This window comes from Mobilicoccus sp. (assembly GCF_032060985.1).
Classification (GTDB): domain Bacteria; phylum Actinomycetota; class Actinomycetes; order Actinomycetales; family Dermatophilaceae; genus Mobilicoccus.
Map to the genome: position 1 here is coordinate 277,144 of NZ_DAMBGD010000003.1, position 25,327 is coordinate 302,470.

General features: G+C 73.4%; 19 protein-coding genes, 1 pseudogene and 2 riboswitches. Of the genes and pseudogenes, 3 read left to right on the plus strand and 17 right to left on the minus strand.

The genetic code is table 11. The annotated features are described in order from the left end of the window. Window positions 1-81: 81 nt before the first annotated feature. Entirely contained in the window at window positions 82-1,512 is a 1,431-nt protein-coding gene (locus RT054_RS04390) for a dipeptidase (RefSeq protein ID WP_313022276.1), read from the minus strand. 60 nt (window positions 1,513-1,572) lie between these two features. Here RT054_RS04390 and RT054_RS04395 point away from each other — a divergent pair, with 60 nt between their 5' ends. Next, window positions 1,573-2,172 (plus strand): DUF3043 domain-containing protein, encoded by a 600-nt coding sequence (locus RT054_RS04395; protein ID WP_313022277.1) that lies wholly within the window; start codon window positions 1,573-1,575, stop codon window positions 2,170-2,172. Window positions 2,173-2,392: 220 nt separating this feature from the next. Here RT054_RS04395 and RT054_RS04400 read toward each other — a convergent pair whose 3' ends face one another. Further along, entirely contained in the window at window positions 2,393-2,602 is a 210-nt protein-coding gene (locus RT054_RS04400) for a hypothetical protein (RefSeq protein WP_312718808.1), read from the minus strand. 87 nt (window positions 2,603-2,689) lie between these two features. Here RT054_RS04400 and RT054_RS16485 point away from each other — a divergent pair. Further along, window positions 2,690-3,067 (plus strand): annotated as a pseudogene (locus RT054_RS16485) (NUDIX hydrolase); the annotation flags it as partial. A 129-nt stretch (window positions 3,068-3,196) separates the two neighbouring features. Here the strand turns inward: RT054_RS16485 and RT054_RS04405 are convergent. After that, window positions 3,197-3,352 carry a hypothetical protein gene (locus RT054_RS04405; RefSeq protein ID WP_312718810.1) on the minus strand — a complete coding sequence of 52 codons (156 nt, stop codon included), beginning with the start codon at window positions 3,350-3,352 and terminating at the stop codon, window positions 3,197-3,199. Between the two features lie 30 nt (window positions 3,353-3,382). Continuing rightward, a complete protein-coding gene (locus tag RT054_RS04410) occupies window positions 3,383-3,643 on the minus strand; it encodes a hypothetical protein (protein ID WP_313022278.1) in 261 nt (86 codons plus the stop codon). A 60-nt stretch (window positions 3,644-3,703) separates the two neighbouring features. On the opposite strand from RT054_RS04410, the gene RT054_RS04415 reads away from it, so the two are divergent. Beyond that, window positions 3,704-4,423: an SUMF1/EgtB/PvdO family nonheme iron enzyme gene (locus RT054_RS04415; protein WP_313022279.1), complete on the plus strand. Its 720-nt coding sequence runs from the start codon at window positions 3,704-3,706 to the stop codon at window positions 4,421-4,423. A gap of 235 nt (window positions 4,424-4,658) precedes the next feature. Here the strand turns inward: RT054_RS04415 and cobA are convergent, their stop codons facing one another. The 13 genes from cobA to arsA form a co-directional block, all read right to left on the minus strand. Further along, window positions 4,659-5,822, minus strand: a complete 1,164-nt coding sequence (gene cobA, locus RT054_RS04420) for a uroporphyrinogen-III C-methyltransferase (protein WP_312718814.1) — start codon at window positions 5,820-5,822, stop codon at window positions 4,659-4,661. Continuing rightward, the gene (cobT, locus tag RT054_RS04425) at window positions 5,815-7,692 is read right to left on the minus strand and encodes a nicotinate-nucleotide--dimethylbenzimidazole phosphoribosyltransferase (protein WP_313022280.1); all 1,878 of its coding nucleotides are present in this window, start codon (window positions 7,690-7,692) and stop codon (window positions 5,815-5,817) included. Before cobT ends, cobA begins: the two co-directional genes overlap by 8 nt. Beyond that, on the minus strand, window positions 7,689-9,194 hold the full coding sequence (locus RT054_RS04430; protein WP_313022281.1) for an aminotransferase class I/II-fold pyridoxal phosphate-dependent enzyme: 1,506 nt from the start codon (window positions 9,192-9,194) through the stop codon (window positions 7,689-7,691). Before RT054_RS04430 ends, cobT begins: the two co-directional genes overlap by 4 nt. Window positions 9,195-9,208: 14 nt before the next feature. Further along, window positions 9,209-10,699 (minus strand): cobyrinate a,c-diamide synthase, encoded by a 1,491-nt coding sequence (locus tag RT054_RS04435; protein WP_313022282.1) that lies wholly within the window; start codon window positions 10,697-10,699, stop codon window positions 9,209-9,211. 52 nt (window positions 10,700-10,751) lie between these two features. Beyond that, window positions 10,752-10,825, minus strand: a riboswitch (cobalamin riboswitch). 218 nt (window positions 10,826-11,043) lie between these two features. After that, window positions 11,044-12,546, minus strand: a complete 1,503-nt coding sequence (locus RT054_RS04440; protein WP_313022283.1) for a YihY/virulence factor BrkB family protein — start codon at window positions 12,544-12,546, stop codon at window positions 11,044-11,046. Between the two features lie 142 nt (window positions 12,547-12,688). Next, window positions 12,689-13,312 (minus strand): cob(I)yrinic acid a,c-diamide adenosyltransferase, encoded by a 624-nt coding sequence (cobO, locus tag RT054_RS04445; RefSeq protein WP_312718821.1) that lies wholly within the window; start codon window positions 13,310-13,312, stop codon window positions 12,689-12,691. A 128-nt stretch (window positions 13,313-13,440) separates the two neighbouring features. Beyond that, the gene (locus RT054_RS04450) at window positions 13,441-14,343 is read right to left on the minus strand and encodes an SGNH/GDSL hydrolase family protein (protein ID WP_313022284.1); all 903 of its coding nucleotides are present in this window, start codon (window positions 14,341-14,343) and stop codon (window positions 13,441-13,443) included. Window positions 14,344-14,648: 305 nt separating this feature from the next. Beyond that, window positions 14,649-14,771: a hypothetical protein gene (locus RT054_RS04455; protein ID WP_313022285.1), complete on the minus strand. Its 123-nt coding sequence runs from the start codon at window positions 14,769-14,771 to the stop codon at window positions 14,649-14,651. Continuing rightward, the gene (locus RT054_RS04460; protein WP_313022286.1) at window positions 14,768-15,460 is read right to left on the minus strand and encodes a hypothetical protein; all 693 of its coding nucleotides are present in this window, start codon (window positions 15,458-15,460) and stop codon (window positions 14,768-14,770) included. The genes RT054_RS04455 and RT054_RS04460 overlap by 4 nt, the downstream gene beginning before the upstream one ends. Before the next feature lie 317 nt (window positions 15,461-15,777). Continuing rightward, window positions 15,778-16,719, minus strand: coding sequence for a homocysteine S-methyltransferase (gene mmuM / locus RT054_RS04465; RefSeq protein WP_313022287.1), 942 nt, complete (start codon window positions 16,717-16,719; stop codon window positions 15,778-15,780). A gap of 149 nt (window positions 16,720-16,868) precedes the next feature. Then, a complete protein-coding gene (locus RT054_RS04470) occupies window positions 16,869-19,115 on the minus strand; it encodes a VWA domain-containing protein (RefSeq protein WP_313022288.1) in 2,247 nt (748 codons plus the stop codon). Next, entirely contained in the window at window positions 19,112-23,104 is a 3,993-nt protein-coding gene (gene cobN, locus RT054_RS04475) for a cobaltochelatase subunit CobN (protein ID WP_313022289.1), read from the minus strand. Before cobN ends, RT054_RS04470 begins: the two co-directional genes overlap by 4 nt. Window positions 23,105-23,153: 49 nt before the next feature. Beyond that, a riboswitch (cobalamin riboswitch) is annotated at window positions 23,154-23,241 on the minus strand. A 257-nt stretch (window positions 23,242-23,498) separates the two neighbouring features. Next, the gene (gene arsA, locus RT054_RS04480; RefSeq protein ID WP_313022290.1) at window positions 23,499-25,325 is read right to left on the minus strand and encodes an arsenical pump-driving ATPase; all 1,827 of its coding nucleotides are present in this window, start codon (window positions 25,323-25,325) and stop codon (window positions 23,499-23,501) included. Between the last annotated feature and the right edge of the window lie 2 nt (window positions 25,326-25,327).

Consider the following 25,327-nt stretch of genomic DNA (forward strand, 5'->3'; position numbering starts at 1 on the left):
TCGGGTCGTCGGTTCTCGAATCAGTGTGCCGGGCGGAGCTTTCCGCCGGAAACACCCCGTCGGGGCGTCAGCCGGGCACCCTCATCCGTCGCTCCGCATGGTCCCGAGGCGCTCGAGCAGCAGGGTCTCGGCCAGGCAGGCCTTCTCCCATTCCGCGAGGTGGAGGCTCTCGTCGGGGCCGTGAGCCCGCGTGTCGGGGTCCTCGACACCGGTCACGAGGATCGCGGCGCTGGGGAAGGTCTCGGCGAACTGCGAGATGAAGGGGATCGACGCCCCGAGCCCGATCTCGGTGGGGTCGCTCCCCCAGGCGTCGGCGAGGGCGCTCTGGGCGGCCTCGACGACCGGGCCCTCCGTGGACGCGGTGAACCCGGCGCCGGCATCGACGAGGTCGACCTCGACCTGCACACCCCAAGGGGCGTGGGACTCCAGGTGGGTCTTGAGTGCCGCATAGGCCCGCATCGGGTCCTCGCTCGCGGCGATGCGCATCGAGAGCTTGGCCTGGCACGTGGGCGACAGCAGGTTCGCCGCCACGTCGACCGCGGGGGCGTCCAGACCGATGACGGTGATCGACGGCCGGCTCCACAACCGTGCGGCGAGCGGCCCGGTGCCGAGCAGCCGGACGCCGTCGAGGACCCCGGAGTCGGCGCGCAACACGTCCTCGGGGTAGTCGACGTCGGGGTCGGGCTCCCAGGTGAGGCCCTCGACGGCGACGTCCCCTTCGTCGGTGTGCAGGGTGGCGAGCAGCCGGCACATCGCGGTGATCCCGTCGGGGACGGGCCCGCCGAACAGGCCCGAGTGGAGGCCGTGGTCGAGGCTGCGGACCCGCACGACGACGCGGACGTTGCCGCGGAGCGAGGTCGTGAGGCTCGGGGTGCCGATCGCCCAGTTGGCGGAGTCGGCGATGACGATCGCGTCGCAGTCGAGCCGGTCGGCGTACCGCTCGAGGATGGCGGGCAGGGACTCGCTGCCGACCTCCTCCTCCCCTTCGACGAAGAGGCGGACGGAGACCGGGGGCCGGCCGTCGTGGGCCCGGAGCGCCGCGACGTGGGCCATGACGCCCGCCTTGTCGTCCGCGGCACCGCGTCCGTACAACCGGCCGTCGCGTTCGACGGGCTCGAACGGCGGGGACTGCCAGTCCGAGTCCGGACCGGGCGGTTGGACGTCGTGGTGGGCGTAGAGCAGGACGGTCGGGGCCCCCTTCGGGCCGTCGACGCCCCCGATGATCGCCGGGTGGCCCTCGCCGATGTGCACGACCTCGACGTCGGCGCCGGCGTCGCGGAAGAGCTCGGCCACGCGCTGCGCGCTCGCCTCCACGTGGGCGGCGTCGAAGGAGTCCAGCGAGACGCTCGGGATCCGGACGAGGTCCTCCAGGTCCGCCCGCACCTGGGGCATGAGGTCGGCGATCCGGCGTCGCCAGTCCGCCGCCGACCGGGTGCCACCGTCTCCCTCGGGGCCGGAGCGCCCCTCCGTGTCGGGCGAGGAACCGGTGGGGGGAGGCGTGGGCTCGGTCATCGCCCCAGGGTACCGAGCGGGGTGGCCCTCGCGCGGCCCGTCGCGGATATGGTGTGGCACGTGTATCGATGGAAGAAGCAGGAGGAGACGCCGGTCGCGAGCGAGACGGCGTCGCCGGTCCGCCCGGGGGCGAAGAATCGCCCCACTCCCTCGCGCCGGGAGGCCGAGGCGGCGCGCCGTCGCCCGATCGTGCCCGCCGACCGGGAGGCGGCGAAGAAGGAGTCGCGGCAGAAGGAGCGCGCCGAACGTGCCCGCTACCGCGAGGGCATGTACCGCGGCGAGCAGTGGGCCCTCGGACCGCGCGACCGCGGTCCTCAGCGCCAGCTCATCCGCGACATCATCGACTCACGGTGGAACATCGGTGAGTTCCTCCTCCCGGTGATGATCGTCGCGCTCCCCCTCAGCCTCCTGCGGTACTCCTGGGCGTACACCGCCGGGTTCGCCGTGCTCTACGGGATGATGATCGTCACCATCCTCGACACGGTGTTCCTCAGTAGGCGCATCAAGAAGGAGATCTCCGAGCGCCTCGGTGAGGAGCCGAGCCGCGGCACGTTCTGGTACGTGTTCTCCCGGTCGGTCCAGATGCGGCCCGGGCGCGTGCCCCGTCCGCGTGTCACGCGCAAGGGGGAACGCGTCACACCGCAGGCACCGCGAGCCTGAGCCCCACACCCGCCGCTCACGGCTCAGCCTCGACTCTGGCGCCAGCCCGACGAATGGTCACGACGAGGAACGCCCCGCCGATGCGGCGGGGCGTTCCTCGTGTCGGAGGGACCCCCGCGCGGAAGGTCCGAGCACGTCTGGGGCGATGTCGGCTCGGTGATCGTGTCCGCAGCGGAGAGCCGCGAGGAGTCGCCACCGCGGGGGCGTCGGGCGCCGCTCCTCAGCCGGCCTCGAGGCTCATGGGGCCGTAGACCACGCGGTCGCCCTCGAGGAGCGTCACCTGCGCGACTCCCGCGTCGGCGAGGTCGGCCCAGGTGTCCGAGAGCCACGCCTCGGCCTCGCCCTGACCGGGGAACTCCGCCCTCGGCACGGCCGGGTCCTCGATCTCTCGGCCGTCCGCATCCTCGCACCGCCATGTCCATGCAGTCATGACACGACCCTAGCGGCGCCCGCCTTCGGACGGCGGTCGAGGACGATCCAGCCGCACACCGGCCGGTCTTCGCCTGGGGGCGACGACGTGCCGATCCGCGGCGGACCAGGCCGTGGCGGGCGGGGGCGGGCGGGGCTGCGGGGGCGCAGGTTGTCGGTCGTCGGCAGAGCGCTCGTCACCGACACACGGGCGCTGCTGGTCCACAGATGCCCAGGTCGTGGGAACCACCGGACTGTCGGGGCCTACCCGGGTCATGTCGAGCCAGGTGAGTCCGTCGGGGACGCGGCACGTCGTGAGTGCCTGGAGCAACTCGGCATCGGGATGGTCGACGCGTCACGCTTCCCGAGGTCATGCTCCAACACCAGGCCCCATGAGTACGCCTTCCCCGCCATCCGTCGGACCGGCGAACCCAGCAACATGGCACCTGACGAACACGACGACCTCGGTTGGTCCACTACCGATGACCTGACCCCGCTCAGGAGCTCCGAACACGCGGCCCTCATGGACCTGGTCGATGCGCTGCGCGACGTGAGACGAATCGGCCCGACTACGTCACGTGGGGACGAGCGCACCACAGGCATGGGCACGCGTGCGTCAGGGCCGTTCGAGGTGCGGCCGGTCGAGGTCGACCTTGTCGAACACCCAGGAGCTACGAGCCTTCGGGTCGGCCTCTGCCACATGGAGCCGCTCGCCGCCGACGTACCGCCGGTACATGGGGGCCATCGCGTCGGGGGCCAGGAGCGGGGTCACCTCGGTACCGCAGGTTGCCACGCGGCACGGTCACGTCGAAGCACGGTGGAAGCCCTCCGCGTCCCGGCCGGCGGCGACCCGGTGCGCCTCGGTGTGGTGGAAGCGGTCGATCGTCACCGACAGAATCGGCCGGTGGCAGAGGGTCGACGCGGTGACGAGCTCTGCGGCGAGGTGGCTCTTGCCCGCCCCGTCGAACCCGTCGATGGCGACCAGTGCGCGGGTGTCGGGGCGCACCCCTTCCAGCTCGTGGAGCAGCTGCCGGATCACCTGGTCGCGCGCAGGGTCCATCACGCGTCGCAGCCTGGACGCACACCCGTCGACATGGCCGGACGCCCGCGCGACGATGTCTCCGTGTTCATCGACATGGTCATCGTTCCACCGCAGGGTCCCACCGCGGAGAGGATCGTCGACCGACGGGATGGGCACGCGTGGTCGGTGGACGTCGCGCCGTTCCACATCGCCACCGCGCCCGTCACCGTCGAGGAGTGGGCCGGGGTCCATGGTGAGACGCCGACCGCGCATGGCCGCGGGATTCCCCAGGTGAACGTGACCTGGCGAGAGGCCGTCATCTTCTGCAACGCACTTTCGCAGCTCGAAGGCCTGCCTGCGGTCTACACCGTGACACAGCGCGAGGCACCGGTTGTCGCCGGTTGGCGGCCCCACGACGAACCCGAAGCCGACACCTGGCATGTCGAATGGGACCGGGCGGCTGACGGGTACCGCCTCCCGACCGAGGCCGAGTGGCAGGTCGCCTGCCGCGGCGGCACGACGGGCCCTCACTACGCGCATCTGGCCGACATCGCGTGGTACGACGCGACCACCACGAGCGGCCCACGCCCGGTCCGGCAGAAAGAGCCGAACGCCTGGGGGCTCTACGACACCCTCGGCGGAGTCTGGGAGTGGTGCTGGGACCTGTACGACGAGGACGTCTACGGCCCGTATCGCGTCATTCGCGGCGGGGGCTGGAGCGATCCCCACTGGAGCTGCCGTTCAGGCGTGCGTCGCAAGACGCACCCGCAGGCGTCCTTCGACGACCTGGGCTTCCGAGTCGCCCGCAGTCACCGCCCCTGACCCCCGACGTCGTCGGGTCGGTCACGGCGCGACGACGGGTGCGTGCGGCGGCACCGCTCACGGGCGACGCACACCCGTCGACATGGCCGGACGCCCGGGGACCCGGTTGTCTCGACCCCGAGGTCACTGCGGCTGCGGATGTGGTCGAGAACGAGACGCCCGACCGTTCGTGCACCCGTCACTCACCTGGTCCTCCGCGCGCCCCACCGACAGTCTCGAGCCGCACACCCGCCGGTCAGGACCCCTGCGCGAAGCGCGCGACGTCGCCGATGACGGTGACCGCCGGTGCCCGCACCTCCTGCGTCGCGCCGTCGGCGAAGCGCCCCAGGGTGGAGACGTGCGTCCGTTGACTCGGCAGGGCGGCGTCCATGACGGAGGCGACGGGGGTGTCGGCGTCGCGGCCGGCCTCGATGAGCGCCCGGGCGATACGCGGCAGGGTCTCGACGCCCATGAGGACGACGATCGTCACCCCGCTGCGCCCGAGGGCGGCCCAGTCGATCGTGCTCCGAGGGTCGTCGGGGGCCGCGTGGCCCGAGACGATCGCGAAACCCTGGACGAGGCCGCGGTGGGTGACGGGGATCCCGGCGAGCGCCGGCGCGGAGACCGCCGAGGTCACCCCGGGGATCACCGAGACGGGGACGCCGGCCTCGGAGCAGGCGATGTGCTCCTCCATGCCCCGGCCGAACACGAACGGATCGCCGCCCTTGAGCCGCACGACGCGCTTGCCCGCGCGGGCCCGGTCGACGAGGACGGCGTTGATCTCCTCCTGCGGGGTGAACCGGCCGCGGGGGATCTTCGAGACGTCAACGATCTCGACCTCCGGGCCCAGGTCGTCGAGGAGCGCGAGGGGGGCGAGGCGGTCGACGACGACGACGTCGGCACGCAGAACGGCCTCGCGCCCGGCGACGGTGATGAGCTCGGGCGACCCCGGCCCTCCCCCGACGAGGACGACCGAGCCACACCTCTCGCCGCGATCGCCGCCACTGCGTGCGGCCCCCGTGGACGGCTCGAGCGCGTCGTCGACCTCGACCGCGGGTGACGAGGTGACGTGTGAGGGTGAGGGCGTCTCTCGACGGGTCGAGCGCGGCAGCAGCAACACGCCGGCCGCCTCGGCCGCGTCGTGGACCGCGGCATCGAGGCTCGGCGAGTCGCTCGCGGGGGCGACGACGAGGATCCCGTGCAGATCCGCGGCGGTGAATTCGTGCGGCGACCACGTGATGAGGTCGCGCTCGACGAGGTCCTGCAGCGCCGTGACCAGGGTGGGGGCGACGACGTGCACCTGGGCGCGGGCGCGCAGGAGGCGACCCACGGGGCCGATCGCGTGGCCTCCCCCGCCGACGACGAGACAGGGGCGACCCTCGAGCAGGAGGTCGAGCGTCGGGGAACCGGACTCACTCATCGCGTTCGGACACCCCGGCGCTCTCGAAGGTCGCACCCTCGGCGAGCACCCGCGCCGCGCCCTGGACGAGCGGCGCCGCGCACACCGCGCCGCTGCCCTCGCCGAGGCGCATGCCGAGGTCGAGCAGGGGGCGCAGGCCGAGCTTCTCGGTCGCGTACCGGCACGCGGGCTCGGCGGAGTGGTGTCCGGCGAACCAGTACTGCCGCGCCGTCGGCGCGAGCGCGTCGGCGACGAGGGCCGCGGACAGGGCGATGACGCCGTCGAGGATGACCGGGGTGCGCAGCGCCGCGGCGCCGAGGAGGAACCCGACGAGGCCGGCGTGCTCGAAGCCGCCGACGGCCGCGAGGGCGCCGAGCGGGTCGTCCGCGCTCGCGCCGTGGGTCTGCACCGCCCGGGCGACGACCTCGGTCTTGTGGGCGAGCATCGCGTCGTCGATGCCGGTGCCGCGGCCGGTGACCTCGGCGGCGGGACGTCCGGTCATCGCGGCGACGAGCGCGGCCGAGGGCGTCGTGTTCGCGAGGCCGAGGTCGCCGGTGAGCAGGAGCCGGTTGCCCTGGGCGACGAGGTCGCGGGCGACGTCGATCCCGGCCTCGACGGCATGGGTGCACTGCTCGGCGGTCATCGCCGGGGTCTGCGTCATGTCGGCGGTGCCGCGGGCGATCTTGCGGACCATGAGGCCCGGCTGCTCGGGCACGTCGCCCTTGACGCCCATGTCGACGACGGCGACCTCGGCGCCGATGCCGCGGGCCAGCACGCTCGTCATCGCGCCGCCGGCGAGGACGTTGAGGACCATCTGCATCGTCACCTCCTGCGGCCACGGGGTGACGCCCTGGTCGTAGACGCCGTGGTCACCGGCGAACACCGCGAGAGCGGCGGGCTCGGGCACCGGCGGCGGGCACTGACCCGTGATCCCGGCGAGGCGGACGCTGATGTCCTCCAGCTCGCCGAGCGACCCCGCGGGCTTGGTGAGCAGCCCCTGACGGCCGAGGGCGGCCGCGCGGGCCTCCTCGTCCACCGGCGCGATGGCGGCGATCGTCTCCTCGACGAGTGACATCGGTTCTCCTCCCGGGAGGCGGCGTTCGCCCCACGTGTCGTGATGGACCGCCCACCCGAGGGGGCGGCGGCGGGCCCAGCCCGAGAGCGCGAGCTCCGGGGCGGGCGGGAACGTCTCGACGTGCCCGATGCAGAGGAACGCGACGACGTCGAGGTGGGCGGGCAGACCGAGTTCGGCGCGCAGCTCGTCGGGATCGAAGAAGCTCACCCAACCGATCCCGAGGCCCTCGGCGCGGGCGGCGAGCCAGAGGTTCTCCACGGCGCACGCGACGGAGAACGGGGCCATCCGCGGATCCGCGTGGCGACCGAGGGTGTAGGGACCTCCGCGGGTGGGGTCGCACGTGACGACGATGTTGAGCGGCGTCGAGAGGATCGCCTCGACCTTGAGCCCGTCGAAACTGCGCGCACGACCTCCCGGCAGCGACGCGGCGAACGCCTCCCGCTGGGCCGCGGCGAGGGCCTGGACGCGGGTGCGGACCTCGAGGTCGTGCAGGAGCACGAAGTCCCACGGCTGGGAGAACCCCACGCTCGGCGCCTGGTGCGCCGCCGACAGCACCCGCAGGAGCACCTCGTCGTCGATCGGGTCCATCGTGAACCCCGAGCGGATGTCGCGCCGGTTGGCGACGACGTCGGCCAACCCCTCCCGCACGCCGTCCGGCATCGGGGGCGTGACCGGGGAGGTCGCCGACTGCCCCGTCTGCGGCTGCGCCGTCGGGTGCGGTGGCGGGGTCGAGTGCGCTCGCGACGGCGCGTGCGAGGTCGTGTCGTCGCCCAGGGGTGCGGTGTTCTCCGTGGCGGACTCGTGGGTCGTCGTCATCGGTCCTCCCGATCGTCGTGGGGTGCGGGCGGCTGCGGGGTGGGGTGCTCGACGCCATCGGGGCGGTCGAGGTTCTCGTCGCGGCCGGCGGTGTGGGGGGTGGCGGCGGACCGGTCGTCGGTGACGGGGCTTTCGCTCTCGTCGACGTCGAGCTCCGCGCTGAGCAGGCGGGTGAGGGCGGCGAGGAGGACGTCGGTCTCGGCCCGTTCCCGGACGGCGATGCGCACGTAGCTCTCGTCGAGCCCAGGGAAGGTGTCGCCGCGGCGGACGGCGATCCCCTGCTCCCGCAGCGCGAGACGCAGTCGCGCCGCACCGGGGTGACGGGCGAGGACGAACGGCCCCGCAGCGGGCACGGTGACCTCGAACCCCAGCGAGGTGAGTCCGTCGACGAGGTGGGGACGAGCCTCGCGCAGTCGCTCGACGACCTCCGCCGTGTGGGCCACCCCCTGTGCGCTGCAGACGGCCTCGACCGCCGCGAGCGCCAGGCTGTTCACCGACCAGTGCGGCTGGACCGCGGCGCAGGCGGCGACGACCTCGGGTGCGGCGACGAGGAATCCCGCCCGGACCCCGGCCAGGCCGAACGTCTTCGTCAGGCTCCTGACGACGACGAGCCCGTCCCCCGAGGCCGCGTGGCGCAGCGCCGTGTCCTGTTCGCGGGGCACGACGTCGAGGAACGCCTCGTCGACGAGCACGAGCCGACCGGGTCGACGCAGCCGCAGCACCTCCGCCACGGGGTGCAGGCGGGAGGTCGGGTTCGTCGGGTTGCCGAGGACGACGAGATCCGCCGCCGAGTCGGTGCCGACGTCGTGGCCGGCGTGGCGGTCGGCCGCATGCTGGTCGGCCGCGTGCCGGTGCCGGTCCTCGTCGTCGGGGACGCGGCCGGTCCGGTCATCGGCCGTCCGGCCCGGGGTCTCGCCCGTGATCCTGCCGCAGGTGGAGGTGTCGCCGTTCAGGGCATCGGCGTCGAGGGCGAAATCGGGACCGGGGAGCACGTGCCGCTCGGGGACGTACCCGGCGGCGCGCAGGGCGGCCTCGGGCTCGGTGAACTGGGGGTGGACGACGACCGGCCGCCGCCACCCGCGGGCTCTCGCGACGAGGTGGAACGCCTCCGCGGCCCCGTTCGTGATGAGCACCCGCTCCTCCGGCACCCCGAGGTGCGCCGCGAGGCGGGCGGTGGCCGGACCGGGGTCCGGATAGGCGGCGAGCCCGTCGATCGCCGACGACATCGCCTCCCCGAGGAACGCCGGCGGCCTCGGCACGGCGACGTTCACCGCGAAGTCGCGCAGCCCACGGGCCTCGACGTCGCCGTGATGATCGAGGAGCGCCGCCTCCGTGTGAGCGCCTCGGGGGGCACGGTCGTCTCGGGTCGCCGGGAGCCCCGGCCCCCCGCGTGGGGTCGGATCGCTTCGCGCGCCCTGGTCCCCACGCACGTCCTGGTCGGCGCGGGCTCGGGCGGCGTCGTCGACCTCGGCCGAGTCACCGCCACCCGCGGGTCGAGCCACGGGAGCCGGCACGGTCACGTCATCTCCCCGGCCCCGACGGCCGCGGCGAACGAGGCGGCGAGGCGGGGGGCACCGGCCCAGTGCAGGTGCAGGTAGGAGGCGTGGACGGAGCCGTCGACCCAGCCGTCGCGACGGGTCTCGCCCTCGTGGTCACGCCACGCCCAGGCGCGGTGGGGGGCGTCGCCGTGAGCGGCCCCGATCGCGGGCTCGACGACGGTGCGGTGGAACTCGTGCCCCACGACGCGGGTCCCCTCGGGGCCGAGGACGCTGTCGGTGAGGGCGACCCCCTCGCGGTACCCGAGGGTGAGGCGTGGGGTCATCCGTCCGGTGACCGGCAGCACGCCGCACATCGGGTGGTCGTCGAGACTCCGGGCGAGGTAGAGCAACCCCGCACACTCGGCCGAGATCACCCCGCCTTCCGCCGCGAACGCGGCGATCTGGTCGCGCAGCGCGACGTTCGCGGAGAGTCCGAGCGCGTGGACCTCGGGGAACCCGCCACCGACGACGAGCCCGTCGACCCCGTCCGGCAGGGTGTCGGTGAGCGGGTCGAACGTGACGACCTCCAGACCGGCGGCCTCGAGCAGCTCGGTGTTCTCGGCGTAGGAGAACGTGAACGCCTCCCCTCCGGCCACGGCCACGCGCCGACGGCCGTCGGTGGGGAGCCACCCGGTCGCGGCGAGTTCGGCGGCAGGATCCCAGGGGTCGACGTCGTCGAGGTCGGGCGCGGTGCGGGCGAGCGCGAGGATGGCGTCGAGGTCCACGTGCTCGGCGACGAGACGGGCGAGCGCCTCGACCGCCGAACGGGACTCCGGTGCGCGCTCGGCCGCGGGCACGAGACCGAGGTGACGGCTGGGGACGACGACGTCCGTCCGCCGCGGGATGGCCCCGAGCACGGGCACGCCCGCCTCTGCCACCCCCGCCCGCGCCTCGCGTTCGTGCCGCGGTGAGGCGACGTTGTTGAGCAGGACGCCGCCGAGGCGCACCCCGGGGCTGAACGTCGCGAACCCGTGCACGAGAGCACCGACGCTGCGGGAGGTCGACGCACAGTCGACGACGAGGACGACGGGGCTGTGTGTGAGCTCGGCGATGTGCGCCGTGCTCGCGAAACCGCGACGCCCGAGCGCGCCGTCGAACAGGCCCATGACGCCCTCGATGACGGCGACGTCGGCGGGCTGCGGGACGAGGGCGCCGTGGAGCAGGAGCGGAACGATGCGCTCGGTGCCCTGCATGTGGGCGTCGAGGTTGCGCCCGATCCGACCGCAGGCCGCCGCGTGGTAGCCGGGATCGATGTAGTCGGGGCCGACCTTGTGGGGGCTCACGCGGACGCCCCGTTCGTGCAGGGCTGCGAGGAGGCCGGTCGTCACCATCGTCTTGCCGCTGCCGGAGGACGGCGCGGCGATGACGACTCGCGGCAGGGTCCATGAACGGCCATGCGGGTGGCAGGCGGTGTCGGAGTCCCCGGCGCCCGCAGACGGCGCTGACTGCGCGAAGGGGGAGGAAGACACGGACGGACCTCTCTTCCGGGATCCGCGCCCCGGAACAGCTCACGACCGACCGGAGTTCCTGGCTCCCACGGCGAGCGCGCCGTGGTCACAGTGGCGGGACCGCACCGGTGTCGCACCGGTTTCCTCCGAGGCGTCGGCCTTGCGACGACGTGCCGGCCCGAGCGGGTCGGCGGCGGTGAGCCTATCAGCGCGACGCGCCCCGGCGAGCGTGCTCCGGGCAGGGGTGACCTCCGTCCCGTGTCCCCGCAGGTCCGACCCACCCGCCCCCGCGCGCACGAGGCGCGGCTGCGCTCGGGCCCGGCGCCGGCCGGGTCGCGCCCGTTCGACCGGCTACCGACGACCGGCTACCGGCCTCCCCCGGTCTCGGCCTCGGTGGCGTCGTCGACCGTGCCGACCTTCCCCCCGGCACCGCTTCCGGGGTTCACGCCGAGCTTGGCGTCCGCCCTGTGCGCGTGCGCACTCACCCCGCGCGAACCCCCGGCACGGCGGTGCTCGGTGGCGCCCGCGCCCGCAGCGGCGTGGTGCGCGTCGTCGGGGCTCGAGGCGTGAGGACCGGCGGCGGTGGAGCTCGGGGCACCGGACGCAGGGGCGCCCGCCACGGGACCGTGCGGGGTGCCGTCGTCGGCCGGCGGATGCGGCGACGCGCCGGCCTTCTCGGCGCCGGGGTCGGCGCCGCCGCGGGTGACCTCGGCGACGGTGCCGGAGACGGGTTTACGGACGAGATCGGCGAGCGCGTCGAAGTGGACGTCCACGGACGAGGGCAGCGCCCGACGCCAGCCGTTGCCGAGGCGCAGGATGCGTGTGACCGCGCCGTCGGCTTGCGCCTTCGCCGTGCGCCTCTTCATCTCCTCCTTGCGGTAGGCGCTCGCGTACTGACCGTCGTAGTCGAAGGTCACCTCGACGTTCTGGAATCCCTTGAGGCTCTGGGCCCTGACGAGGCGGGCGTAGGCGGCCCGGTCGGCGACGGTGAGGTCGACGCGGTCGGTCATCGGGGTGAGCAGCGAGCGCGGGTAGAGATGGCGGGCGTAGACGATGTTCGTCTCGAGACACAGGACGAGCGAGATCGCCCCGATGTAGAGCCACGCGATGAGACCGAGGACGATCGCGAACACCCCGTTCGTGGCGGAGGCCCGCGCGACGACGGAGGTGACGAACGCACTCCCACCCGTCTGCAGGGCCTGCCAGGCGAATGCCGCGAGGATCGCGCCGGGGAGCAGCTCGGAGACCTCCGGCGGCTCCGCGGTGCCGAGTCGGCAGATCACGACGAACGCGATCGCCGAGAGCACGAACGACCCCAGCACCAGCACGATCGCCGACGTGTCGGTCGCCCACGGCAGGCTCGAGTCGAGGAAGGCACCCACCTGGGAGATGAACGTGGTCGCGACGACGAAGACCCCCAGCACCGCGAGGAGTGCCAGGCTGCGCAGCCGGCTCGTCACCGGGTTCGGTCGGTCGTGCCGACGCACGCCCCAGGTGACGTTCATCGCGTTCTGGATGGCCTGCGCCACCCCCAGCGAACCGAACACCGCCGTGCCGATCGCGATCGCGACGGCGGTGCCGCTGCCCCGGAGTTCGTGGGTCTCGATCTGCTGACCGATGACGGGGATCTGCCGAGCCGCGGATTCGAGGATCTGCGTCCGCAGGTGAGGGTCGTTCTCGAGGGCGAAGCCGAGGATCGTGGAGAAGAGGAGGAACAGGGGGAACAACGAGAGGAACGCGTAGAAGGCGATGAGGGCCGACAGGTAGAACCCCTGGTCGTCGAAGAACTTGTAGACGACGGCGAGGGGCCCACCGAGGATCGGATGGCGGCGTTGCCGCGTATCCAACCAGTGCACGAACCCGCTCATCCCAGCCCAGACTCCTTCCGCGCACGATCATCCCACGCAGGCGGCCTGTCCAGCTCGAGCCCTCGCCCTGGCATGGCGTGGGAGTCCCGCGGCGCCGGTGGCCCTGGACGACGTCGGCGCCGACACCGCTGTCGGCTCGGACTCACCACTCGATGCCGCGTTGCCCCTTCTGGCCGGCGTCCATGGGGTGCTTGATCTTCGTCATCTCGGTGACGAGGTCGGCGACCTCGAGCAGCCGCGGGTCGGCGTCGCGGCCGGTGATGACGACGTGCTGCCTGCCCGGCCGGTTGCGCAGCGTCTCGACGACGTCATCGACGTCGACCCACCCCCATTTGATGGGGTAGGCGAACTCGTCGAGGACATAGAGGTCGTGACGCTCCTGCGCGAGGCGGCGCTTGATCTCCTCCCAGCCCTCGCGCGCGTCGGCGGCGTGACGGGCCTCGGCGTCGTCGCCCTCGCTGCTGCGGCTCCAGCTCCACCCCGAGCCCATCTTGTGCCACTCGACCGGGCCGCCCTCGCCCGTCTCCTCGTGCAGTCGCCCCAGGCGGGTGAGCACGCTCTCCTCCCCCACCTTCCACTTCGCCGACTTGACGAACTGGAACACACCGATGTCCCACCCCTGGTTCCAGCCCCGGAGGGCGAGACCGAAGGCGGCGGTGGACTTGCCCTTGCCGACCCCCGTGTGGACGGCGAGGATCGCGCGGTTGCGGCGCTGACGCGTGGTGAGTCCGTCGTCGGGAACGACGGCCGGCTGAGCCTGGGGCATGGCAACTCCTGTGGTTCGGGGCGTCGGGTCGCGGGTGGACCTCGGTCCGCCCGACCGTATCGCCCTCCACCGACGACCGGTGGACCGGACACATCACCTCCGGCGGCGAGGAAGCCGGCCGCCGGCCATCACCCACCGGAGGCACCGAGCCCGACGAGCACGGCCTCGGCGATCCGTCGGTGACCGGCCGCGGAGGGATGATCGCCGTCGGCGAGCAGGAGGGGCGCGCCGCCCGCCGCGACCTGTGAGAACGGTTCGACGAGGTCGACCCATGTCGCGCCCGTCGGGCTCACCACCGCGTGGAGCGCGTCGTCGAACGCCTGCGTCACCGCACGGTTGTACCGGGTCGTGCCCGCGCCCACGGAATCCCCGTCGGTGAAGACGTTCCAGTAGTCGGTGACGACGATCCGGGCGTCCGGGTTGAGACCGCGGATGCGATCGACGATCCCGCCCACGCCGCCGGCGGCGCTGCGGGCGCGTGGCCCGAAGCAGGACTCCGCACACGCGGGCGTGTCGTTCTCCCTGCCCGCGAGGTCGAGGAGGTCGTTCGCTCCCGTCGTGACGAGCACGAGATCCGCCCGGCGGACGTCGGTGCGCACGTCGTCGTCCGCCTCGAGCTGCTGCCGGAGGAACCGCACCGTCGAGCCGTCGACGCCGTCCTCGGTCACGGCGACGCGGTGCCCGAGACGCGAGGACAGCCGGGCCGCGACGAGGTCGCCGAACGGCGTGCAGTCGCAGGTGGACCCGGTCGTCACGGAGTCCCCCAGCACGACGACGGACCGGATGCGAGACACATCCGTCGGCAGCGTGGAGGTCCCGGTCACGCCTTCGACCGAGCGTCGGCCCGCCGCTGCCGCTCCGACGGCGCGACGAGCCATCCCGAGGGCGTGGGAAGCGGTGGCGGGGTGACGCCCGAGCACGAGTCCGGCTGCGACCATGCCGCCGAGCAGCACGGCAAGGGCACTCGTGACGAGGATCCCGGGACGTCGTCCCGCACCGCCACGACGGCGTTCTCGGTGGTTCACGGGCACGGGACCTCCGACCCTCGATCGCGGCGACTCCCCCGAATCACGAGAGTAGACGCCCCGGACGCCGTGCGCCACGAGCACCGCACACGACGAGCACGGCGCCTGAGACCTCTTCGTCCCGACATCGACGCACGACCCCGACGACGCAGACGGCGAGACCTCCCGGTCGGCGGAGCCACGGCGATGACGTACGGGCCACCGCGACGACCTCGACGCCCTCACCGGCGTCGAGGTCATGGCGGCTCCGCCTCGTCGGCGGGCCGGCGAGCGTCCATCCGCCTCACCCGACGGCCCGAGCCGTCGGGGGTCTACTCGAACGGGTTCCGAGAACAGAGGATCTGCGGGCGCCCGAACACGGGGTTCACCGTGACGTCGCTCGTCCGGTAGGTGGTGAAGGTGAGGCGGAGCGCCCCGCTGATGTCGGCAGTCACACCGCGGAGGCGCCGAACCGGACGGGCTCGTCGACGACGACGGCGTTATCGGCCGACACCTCGACGCGACCCACCGCGGTGGACCTGTTCACGTCTGACACGCCCACCGTCGTCCGCAACATCGAGCAGACGCGGTTGACGTTCCAGTCAGCCGATGAGTCGCTGTACCAACCGGTGTCCTGCTTGATCGACAGCGGGTAGACGCGGCCGTTCACGGATTCGGTGGCGCCGTAGACGAGGTTGGTGCCGCGGGTGGGTTCGGTCGCCGCGACGTCGAACCAGGCGAAGACCGCCGTGCGGACACCAGAGCTCGTCGCGGGGGTCGGACCGGTGGCGACGGCACGCAGGGTGACGGATCCGGCCGTGGTGAGTCGGACACTCGCCGAGTAGGTGCCGTTGCGGGACACCCCCACGCTCGGGCGCACGGCGACCCACTTCCGCCCCTGAAGAGCCTGGATCGTCACCCGGGTCTTGAGCGGCGCTCTGCCGCTGACGGTGAACGGCTTCCCGGCCTCGACCCGGCGGGGCACGCTCAGCGTGGCCCGTCCCGTGCGGGGAGGGGCGAACGCCGTGGCGTCCACCGTGGTGGTCGAGGGACCGGGCGCCGCGGACGCGGCGGGGATCGGGGCGAGGACGGCGCCGAGGGCGAGGGCGGTGGGCACGGCGAGTGACAGAAGTCGAGGTGACATGACCTTCTCCTGGGAGGGGGAGCAGACACCTGCATCGTGCTCCTGCCCCGACGGGCGGCCACCGGCCTGCGTGTGGTCCGTCCGGGGGACACCGGCCGGGTGGGGTCGGGCCGAGGGACGGGTGGGGCACGCCTGCCTCGTGCCGGTGTCCTCGTGGCTCCACCCGTACTCGGTCACCTGGACCCTGTGCCTCGCCCCGGCCACCCCGACGCCTGTCACCTCGAGCGTCCCCCGGCTCGCCCACCGTGGCCACGCACACGCGTGCTTGCTCGCTCCGTCCCGAGGCACACCTCACCCGTGCACGTCACCCACGCCCCTCACGGGGTTCGCACCCGCGCGGCCACGCGCGCGAGCTCGGCGATCTGCTCCGGGCCGACACGGCAGCATCCGCCGACGAGGCGGACGCCGGCCTGGATCCAGCTCGGCGCGAGGTCGCCGAGGGATGCGGCCGTGCCCGTCCAGGATCGGGCGGCGGCGTCCCACCCCTCTCCGGAGTTGGGGTAGGCGACGACGGGCAGTCCGGTGACCTCTCGAGCGGTCCGCGCGGCGGGCAGCACGTCGCCCGGGGCGCAACAGTTGACCCCGACGGCGATGACCTCGGGGGCGTCGGCCGCCACCGCGAACGCCTCCGGCCACGGCTGCCCGGCTCTGGTGCGCCCGTCCTCGACGGTGTAGCTCAGCCACGCGGGCACCCCGCCACCGCGGACGAGGTCGAGGATCGCCTGCGCCTCGTCGGCGTCGGGGATCGTCTCGACCGCGAGGACGTCGGCCCCGCTGCCGGCGAGCACCTCGACCCGCCGGGCATGCCAGTCGCGCAACCGCCCCACGCTCAGTCCGTACCGGCCGCGGTACTCCGACCCGTCGGCCAGACTCGCCCCGTAGGGCCCGACCGAGGCGGCGACGACGGCCCGCCCTCCACGGCGTGGTCCGCCCCCGCCCTCGGCCTCGTACCGGTCGCGGGCCTCACGAGCGAGCTCCACGGACCGCAGGAGCAGACGCGTCGCCTCGTCCGCCTCGATCCCGGCGGCGGCGAACCCCGTGTAGGAGGCCTGGTAGCTCGCCGTCGTGACGACGCGCGCGCCCGCCCGCAGGAACGCCAGGTGGGCCTCGACGATCGCGCCCGGGTCGTCGCGAAGCAGCCGCGCCGACCACAGGGCATCCGTGAGGTCGTGGCCCATCGCCTCGAGCTGCGTCGCGAGGCCGCCGTCGGTGACCCACACCGTGTCGGGAGCCAGGAGGTCGAGCGTCGGCGTCGTCATGTCGGTGACCGTACCGGCCGCCGCCGACGCACCGGGCGGGACCGGGTGCCCGGCGGCTCGGGCCGCTGCGCGTCTCCGCGTCCTCTCCGCTGCTCCGCGTGTCCTCCCCGCGTGCTCCCCACGTCCTCCCGGACCCGCGGGAGCCCTTCTCAGGCGGTGCGGGCGGGGGCGAGGGAGGTCGCGAGCTCGGGCAGATCGACGTACTCGGCGCGCAGGTGGGCGGCGAGGTCGCGGGCCAACCCGAGCCGGAAGCCCGCCCGGGAGGACTCGCAGTCGACGACGACACACCCGAACGCGCCGGTGCGGGCGGCGTCCTGCGCGAGGCCGTCGGCGACACGATGGGCCCGCGACAGGGCCTGCCGGCCCCCGGCGCTCGCACGTCCGTCGGTGAGGACGACGAGCAGCGCGCGTCGGTGAGGATCACGGACCCGCTCGCGGCGCACGACCTCGTACGCGGTCGTGAGGCCCTCGGCCAGAGGGGTCCGACCACCGGTCGGGACGTCGGCGAGGAGTCGTTCCGCGAGGTCGACGCTGCTCGTCGGGGGCAGGACGACGGTGGCCCGGTGCCGGTTGAACGTGACGACGGCGACCTTGTCGCGCCGCTGATAGGCGTCGAGGAGCAACGAGACGCAGGCCGTCTTCACCTGACGGATGCGCTCGGCCGCGCCCATCGAGCCCGAGGTGTCGACGGCGAACACGACGAGGTTCCCCTCCTTGCCCCGCCGCACGCTGCGGCGCAGGTCGGTGGGGCGCACCTCGACCGCAGGGACGTCGGCTGCGCGTCGGGGCCGCAGCTCTCCGGCTGTCCCTGCCACTCCCCCGGTACGGGCCCCCACCTCGGCGGACGAGCCGTCGACACCGTCGTCCAGGGGCGGTGTGCCGTGCGCCGGCGGTGTTGCGTGCAGGGGCGGTGTGGCCGACTGCGACGCGTCACCGAGATGCCGGGTGACCGCGGCGAGGACGGTGGCCGTGGGGGCGATGCCCCGTCCACGCGGATCCTCGGGGTGAACGGCACGCACGTGCCGACCCGTCGCGACGTCGGCCGACGAGCGACGTCCCGCGACACCCGAGCCCGCGTGCGGGAGCGCGAACAGACGCGTCCGGTACGGGTTCCCGGGGCGTGTCCCCCGGGTCCCACCCGTGCCGGCCGACGACGGGGGACGTCTGTCCTCCGTCGGTGGCTCGGCGTCGGGCAGATCGTCGGGGAGCGCGTCGGACTCCGGGCGGGTCTCCGGCGCGGGGCCGTCTCCGGGAGGTCCGGAGGAGTCCTCCGGCGCGCCACCGCCGTCCGGACCGCCGGGCCCGTCGGGGTCGTCCGGATCGGTGGGGTCATTCGGGTCGGCGGGGTCGGTGGGGTCCTCCGGCGGCGGGGGCGGCGGCTCCTCCCCCAGGGTCTGGTCGAGGATGTCCTCGAGGTCGTCGCCGCTCTGGTCGTCGAACGGCGAGCGCCGGCGACGATGCGGCAGCGCGAGGCGGGCCGCGACGCGGACGTCCTCCCCGCTCACGTGGGTGCGCCCACTCCACGCGGCGTGCGCGCAGGCCGCGCGGGCGGTGACGAGGTCGCCGCGCATCCCGTCGACGTCGAACTCGGCACAGATCGTCGAGATCAGCCGCACGACGTCGTCGGTGAGGTCGACGTGGGGCAGCAACTCCTCGGCCCGGGCGATCCGCTCACCCAGCTCGTGCTGCTCCTCCCGGTACCGCGCCGCGAACGCGGCCGGGTCGGCCTCGAACGCGAGCCTGCGCCGGACGACCTCGACGCGCGTCTCCACGTCGCGGCTCGCGGCGACGTCGACGGCGAGACCGAAGCGGTCGAGGAGCTGCGGGCGCAGCTCTCCCTCCTCGGGATTCATCGTGCCGACGAGCACGAACCGTGCCGCATGCGTCACCGACACGCCCTCGCGCTCGACGCGCGCGCGTCCCATCGCGGCGGAGTCGAGCAGGGTGTCGACGAGGTGATCGGGGAGGAGGTTGACCTCGTCGACGTAGAGGATGCCCCGGTTGGCCTGTGCGAGCAGCCCCGGATCGAACTCGACCTGGCTGCTGGACAACAGCTCTCGCAGGTGGAGCGACCCGACGACCCGGTCCTCGCTCGCCCCCACCGGCAGTTCGACGAGCCGCACGGGACGGCCGTGGGAGGTCGAGCGGTGGCGGGTCGCGTCGGGGCAGTCGGGGTCGGGAGCGAGCGGGTCGCAGGCGAACCGGCAACCGTCGACGACGTCGATCGGGGGGAGGACGTCGGCGAGGGCCCGCACCATCGTCGACTTCGCCGTGCCCTTCTCCCCGCGCACGAGGACCCCACCGATGCCCGGCGCGACGGCGGACAGGCACAGGGCGAGCCCCATGTCGTCCATCCCGACGACGGCGGCGAACGGGAACGTGGCCTCGGCACTCATCGGTCGTCCTCGTCGTCACCCTCGAGGTCGCCCTCGGAGTCGAGGTAGGCCTGCCGGAGTTCGGCGAGGACCTCCGCGTCGGGCTCGGCCCACATGCGGCGATCGACCGCCTCGAGCAGACGCTCGGCCATGCCGTGCAGCGCCCAGGGGTTGGACTCGGCGAGGAAGTCGCGGTTGACCGGGTCGAGGACGTACTCGCGGGTGAGGCGGTCGTACATCCAGTCGTCGACGACGCCGGTCGTCGCGTCGTAGCCGAAGAGGTAGTCGACGGTCGCGGCCATCTCGAACGCGCCCTTGTACCCGTGCTCCCGCATCGCGGCCATCCACTTGGGGTTGACGACGCGGGCGCGGAACACCCGTGAGGTCTCCTCGAGCAGCGTTCGGGTGGCGACGAGTTCGGGGCGCGTGGAGTCCCCGATGTACGCCTCGGGATCGGCGCCCGTGAGCGAGCGCACGGCCGCGACCATGCCGCCGTGGTACTGGAAGTAGTCGTCGGAGTCGGCGATGTCGTGCTCGCGGGTGTCGACGTTCTTCGCGGCGACACGGATGCGCTTGTACGTGCGCTCCATCGTCTCGCGTGCGGGGACACCGTCGAGATCGCGCCCGTAGGCGTAACCGCCCCACACGCTGTAGACCTCGGCGAGATCGGCGTCGGTGCGCCAGTCGCGGGAATCGATGAGCTGCAGGAGCCCCGCGCCGTACGTGCCGGGCTTGGAGCCGAACACCCGGGTGCGGGCGGCGCGCTCGTCGATCCCGGCCGCGCGGTCCGCCTCGACGTGGGCGCGGACGTAGTTGTCGCTCTCGGGTTCCTCCTGCCCGGCGGCGAGGGCGACGGCGTCGTCGAGCAGCGCCGTGGCGTGCGGGAACGCGTCACGGAAGAAGCCGGAGATCCGCAGCGTCACGTCGACGCGAGGACGCCCGAGTTCGGCGAGCGGGATGACCTCGAGGTCCTTGACCCGGCGGGACGCGTCGTCCCACACCGGCCGGATGCCCATGAGGGCGAGGGCCTCGGCGATGTCGTCGCCGGCGGTCCGCATCGCCGAGGTGCCCCACAGCGACAGGCCGACGTTCGCGGGCGGTTCGCCGTGGTCGGCGACGTAGCGATCGACGAGGGAGTCGGCGAGGGCACGGCCGGTCTCCCAGGCGAGGCGGCTCGGGATCGCCCGCGGGTCGACGGAGTAGAAGTTGCGGCCGGTGGGCAGCACGTTGACGAGGCCGCGCAGCGGCGAGCCCGAGGGGCCGGGCGGGACGAACCCCCCGCCGAGGGCGTGCAGCACGCGGTCGATCTCGTCGGTCGTCGCCGCGAGCCGCGGGACGATCTCGGTGGCGGCGAACCGCAGGATCGCGGTGACCTTCGTGGTGTCGAGCGTGGTCCCGACCCCGGCCTCGCCGCGCACCCCGGCCGCGACGAGTTCATGGGCCCGGGCGGCGACGTCGTCGACCGCGTCGAGGGACCAGTCGGCGGCTTCCATCGCCTCGACGAGGCCGCGGGCGGCGGCCTCGACGTCGTCGGTCGCCTGGCGCTCCTTAAGCCCCTCGTCGAGACCGAGGGCCTCCCGCAGCCCGGGCAGCGCGTGCTCACCGCCCCAGATCTGCGCGGCCTGGAGCATCGCGAGGACGAGGTTGACCCGCGACTCCCCCGTCGGCGCCTCACCGAGGATGTGCAGGCCGCCGCGGATCTGGACGTCCTTGATCTCGCAGAGCCATCCGTCGACGTGGAGGATGAAGTCGTCGAAGAAGTCGGTGTCGTCGAGCTTGTCGTCGAGGGACCGTTCGCCGGTGAGCCCGAGGTCGTGGTCGAGGCGGGCGGCCTGGATGAGGGTCCAGATCTGCTGCCGCACCGCGGGCGCCTTGCTCGGATCCATGACGCTGACCTGCGCGTACTCGTCGAGGAGCTGCTCGAGCTTGGCGATGTCGCCGTAGGAGTCGGCGCGGGTCATCGGCGGGACGAGGTGGTCGACGAGGGTGGCGTGGGCGCGGCGCTTGGCCTGGGTGCCCTCGCCGGGGTCGTTGACGAGGAAGGGGTAGATGAGCGGCAGGTTGCCGAGCACGGCGTCGGGGCCGCACGTGGCCGCCATCGCCGTCGACTTGCCGGGCAGCCACTCGAGGTTGCCGTGCTTGCCGAGGTGGACGACGGCGTGGGCGCCGAATCCGCCCTCCTCGACGGGAGCCTCGAGCCACCGGTAGGCCGCGAGGTAGTGGTGGCTCGGCGCCATGTCGGGGTCGTGGTAGATCGCGATGGGGTTCTCCCCGAAGCCGCGCGGCGGCTGGATCATGACGACGACGTTGCCCGCGCGGACACCGGCCATGATGAGCGACTTCCCGGGCGTGTCACCGCGGCGGGCGGCGGTGTGCTCGTCGACGTACAGCTCACCGGGCGCCGGACCCCACGCCTCCTCGACGAGCTCGCGCAGCTCCGGCTCGAGGCGGGCGTACCACTGCTCGTAGAGGCCGGCGGGGACGCGCAGGGGGTTGGAGGCCAACTGCTCCTCGGTGAGCCACGCCTGGTCGTACCCGCCGGTGGCGACGAGCGCGTGGATGAGGTCGTCACCGTTGCCGGACTCGACGCCGGGCAGTGAGCCGTCACCGGTGCTCGGGCCGATGTCGTACCCGGCCTCGGCGAGACGGTGCAGCAGGCGGATCGCGCTCGCGGGCGTGTCCAGGCCGACGGCGTTGCCGATGCGGGCGTGCTTGGTGGGGTAGGCCGACAGGACGATCGCGAGGCGACGCTCCGACGGCGGGGTCGCCCGGAGGCGCCCGTAGGAGACGGCGATGCCGGCGACGCGCGCCGCCCGTTCGGGGTCGGCGACGTAGCGGGGCAGCCCACCCTTCTCCGGGGGGTCGACCTCCTTGAAGGAGAACGGCACGGAGATGATGCGGCCGTCGAACTCCGGCACCGCGACCTGGGTCGCGCAGTCGAGCGGGGTGACGCCGTCGTCGCTCTCGAGCCACTCCTGCCGGGAGGAGCCGAGGACGAGGCCCTGGATGATCGGCACGTCGAGCGAGGCGAGCGCTCCGGCGTCCCAGGCGTCCTCGTTGCCCCCGGCCTGCGCGGCCGACGGGACGGTGCCACCGGCGGCGAGGACGGTCGTGACGACGACGTCGGCCCGACGGAGGGTCGCCATGAGGTCGGCGTCGGGCTCGCGGAGCGAGGTGACGTAGAGCGGCATCGGACGGCCACCGGCCTCGACGATCGCGTCGGCGAGAGTGTGGACGAACGCGGTGTTCCCGCTCATGTGGTGGGCCCGGTAGAACAGGACGGCGACGACCGGGCGGTGGTCCTGCCCCTCGTGCGCGTCCTCGCCTGCCACCACGTCCTGACCCGCGAAGGCGCCCTGACCTGCGCCGTCGGCCTCCGACCACGCTCGGCACGCCGCGACGCCGCACTGGGGACGCTCGGAGGCCGGGATCGCGAGGCAGGCGCCCGTACAGCCGAGCGACCCCCACGCGGGAGCGGCCTGCGGCGCGGCGAACCCATGCCCGGTGAGGAGGACGGTGTCGGAGAGGAACGCCCCGAGCTGCGCGAGGTTGGCTGCCCCGCCGTGGGCGAGGTAGGCGTGGGCCTGCGTCGCCACGCCGACCGGGACCGTCGAGGCGGTCATGAGTTCGGCGTCGGGGGCCTGCTCCCCGGTGAGGACCACGACGGGTCGCGTCTGGTCGGGCGCGAGGAGGAGGTCGAGGCCCTCCTCCCAGGCGCGCCGACCACCGAGGAGACGCACGACGACGAGGTCGACCCCGTCGAGGAGTTCGTCGAGCTGCGCGGCGAGATGCGCCCGCCGGGAGGCGGCCCGGGCCTCCTCGTCGCCGTCGTCCGCCGCGAGGTGCAGCCGGTCGAGCTTGACCGGGTTGGCGTAGCGCCACTCGATCGGCGCCGCGCCGGGGGTGTCGGCCGCCTCGGCGTCAGGGGTCTCGGCGGCGCCGACGCCGAGGTCGTTGGCGGCGCGCGCCGACAGGAGGTCGGTGTCGGAGGTCGACAGCAGGAGGAACATCGTGGCCTCTCTCGGGGTCCGCGCCCCGGGGACGGAGGACGGGCGGCCGGAGTTCCTGACTCCCCCACGACCACCGACGACGTCGGCGACCGGGGGTCACAGTGGCGGGACCGTGCCGGGTTCTCACCGGCTTCCTCCGCTGTGCCGTCCGTCGGGTTGAAGGCCCGTCATCGGGCCCGCCGACGAGGCTAACAGCGACGCCCGACAACCCCCTCCCCTCCGTCTCGGCGGGGGAACCCGCGCAGCCATCTCTCACCCGCCCGGTGCCCCACCTCACACCGGAGGCGAGCATTTCGGACCGGAAGCCATGTCCTCCGGTCTCAGATCTCGCCTCCGGTGTGAGGTGTCGTGGCGGCGGTGTCCCGCGTGTGCGTCGCGCTGGGCGACTCCTCGGTCAGGTCGGCGTCGACGTGAGCTGCCGCAGGGCGTCCGTTCCCACGGGTTCGGTCGCGAGCAACGGGACGAGGGCGACGCGGGGCGCCACCTCCCGCACCCGTTGCAGGTGAGGCCCCTCGGCGAGCGCCCGGGCGGACAGCAGCGGGTCGGTCGTGCCGGTCGCGGCGAGAGAGGCGTTGACGACCCACGCCCACGGGGTGATGCTCGCGCGGCCGAGGTCGTCGGCGAGGTCGACCGCCTCCTGGACGGGCGTGGCCTCGGGGAGGGTGACGATGACGACTCTCGTGAGGTCCGGGTCCTGCAACCGCATCAGCGGGGTGGTGACATGCGCCGCGTCGTGAGGGGAGAGGTTGCGCACGATGTCGTGGTGGTAGGACCCGGTCGCGTCCATGAGGAGCAGCGTGTGGCCGGTGGGCGCGGTGTCGACGACGACGAACTGCCGACGCGCGAGGGAGACGAGGTGGGAGAACTCCCCGAACACCGCGACCTCCTCCGTGCACGGCGACAGGAGGTCCTCGGAGAGTCGCGCGCGACCCTCGTCGTCGAGGTGGGCGCCCTTGGTCGCGAGAACCCGTTCCCGGTAGGCGGTCGTCGCGGCGTGCGGATCGATCCGGGAGACCGTGATGGTCGCGGCGCGGTCGCTCTCGGCGAGGACGTCGTCGAGGTGGGCGGCCGGGTCGGTCGTCGACAGGTGGACCCGGTGGCCCTTGTCTGCGAGGGCGACCGCCAGGGCCGCCGCGACGGTCGTCTTGCCGACCCCGCCCTTGCCCATGCACATGACGAGGCCGTGGTCGGCGGAGGCCAGATCATCGACCAGCACGGACAGTCCCGGGAGGTCCGGACGCTCCACCGCGGACGGATCACCCGCGGGGCTGAGGACGGACGTGGCGGTGGTGGGACCTCCCAGCAACGCGCGCAGGAGGTCGACACCGAGGACCGCGGCGGGACGCAGCGCGACGGTCGTCGTGGGGAGTTCGGTGAGGGGCGCCGGCATCGCACGTATGGAGTCCTGCTCCCGGGCGTGAACGGCCCGCGCGAGGTCGTCGGCGTCGGGGCCGGGCGCCGGCATCGTCGCGTTGAGGACGAGGTGCTGCCCGGTGATGCCGACGGCGGCGAGTTCCTCGGCCGTCCGGGCGGCCTCGCGCACGGCGGCGGGTTGGGCGCGGGCCACGAGGACGAGGCGCGTCTGGGACGGGTCGCGCAGTCGGGCGAGGGCCGCGGCATACGTGCTCCGCGCCTTGTCGAGCCCGGCCATCGGGCCGAGGCAGGACGCATCGCCCCTGCCGGCTTCGAGGAAAGAGGTCCACTCCCCGGGCAGTTGCAGGAGCCGGATGGTGTGACCGGTCGGTGCCGTGTCGAAGACGACGTGGTCGTACGGCGCGATGAGGGCGTCGTCGGCCAGGAGGTCGGTGAACTCGTTGAACGAGGCGATCTCGGTCGTACACGAGCCGGAGAGTTGCTCGGTGATCGTCGCGATCTCGGCCTCCGGGAGCAGGCCGCGCACCGGACCGACGATCTTCTCGCGGTAGTCCTCCGCGGCGGCCTCGGGGTCGATCTCGATGGCGTCCAGCCCCGGCACGGACGTGATCGGCGTGAGGTGGTTGCCGATCGTCTGTTCCAGGACCTGGGCGACGTTGGAGGCCGGGTCGGTCGAGACGAGGAGGACGCGTCGTCCCTCGTCGGCGAGACGGACCGCGCTCGCGCACGCCAGCGACGTCTTCCCGACGCCGCCCTTGCCGGTGAAGAACACCACGCGCGGGAGGTCGGTGAGGAACGCCGCGGCCATGGGGGTCTCGGTCGCGGGGGCCATGGTGGCGTCGGACATCG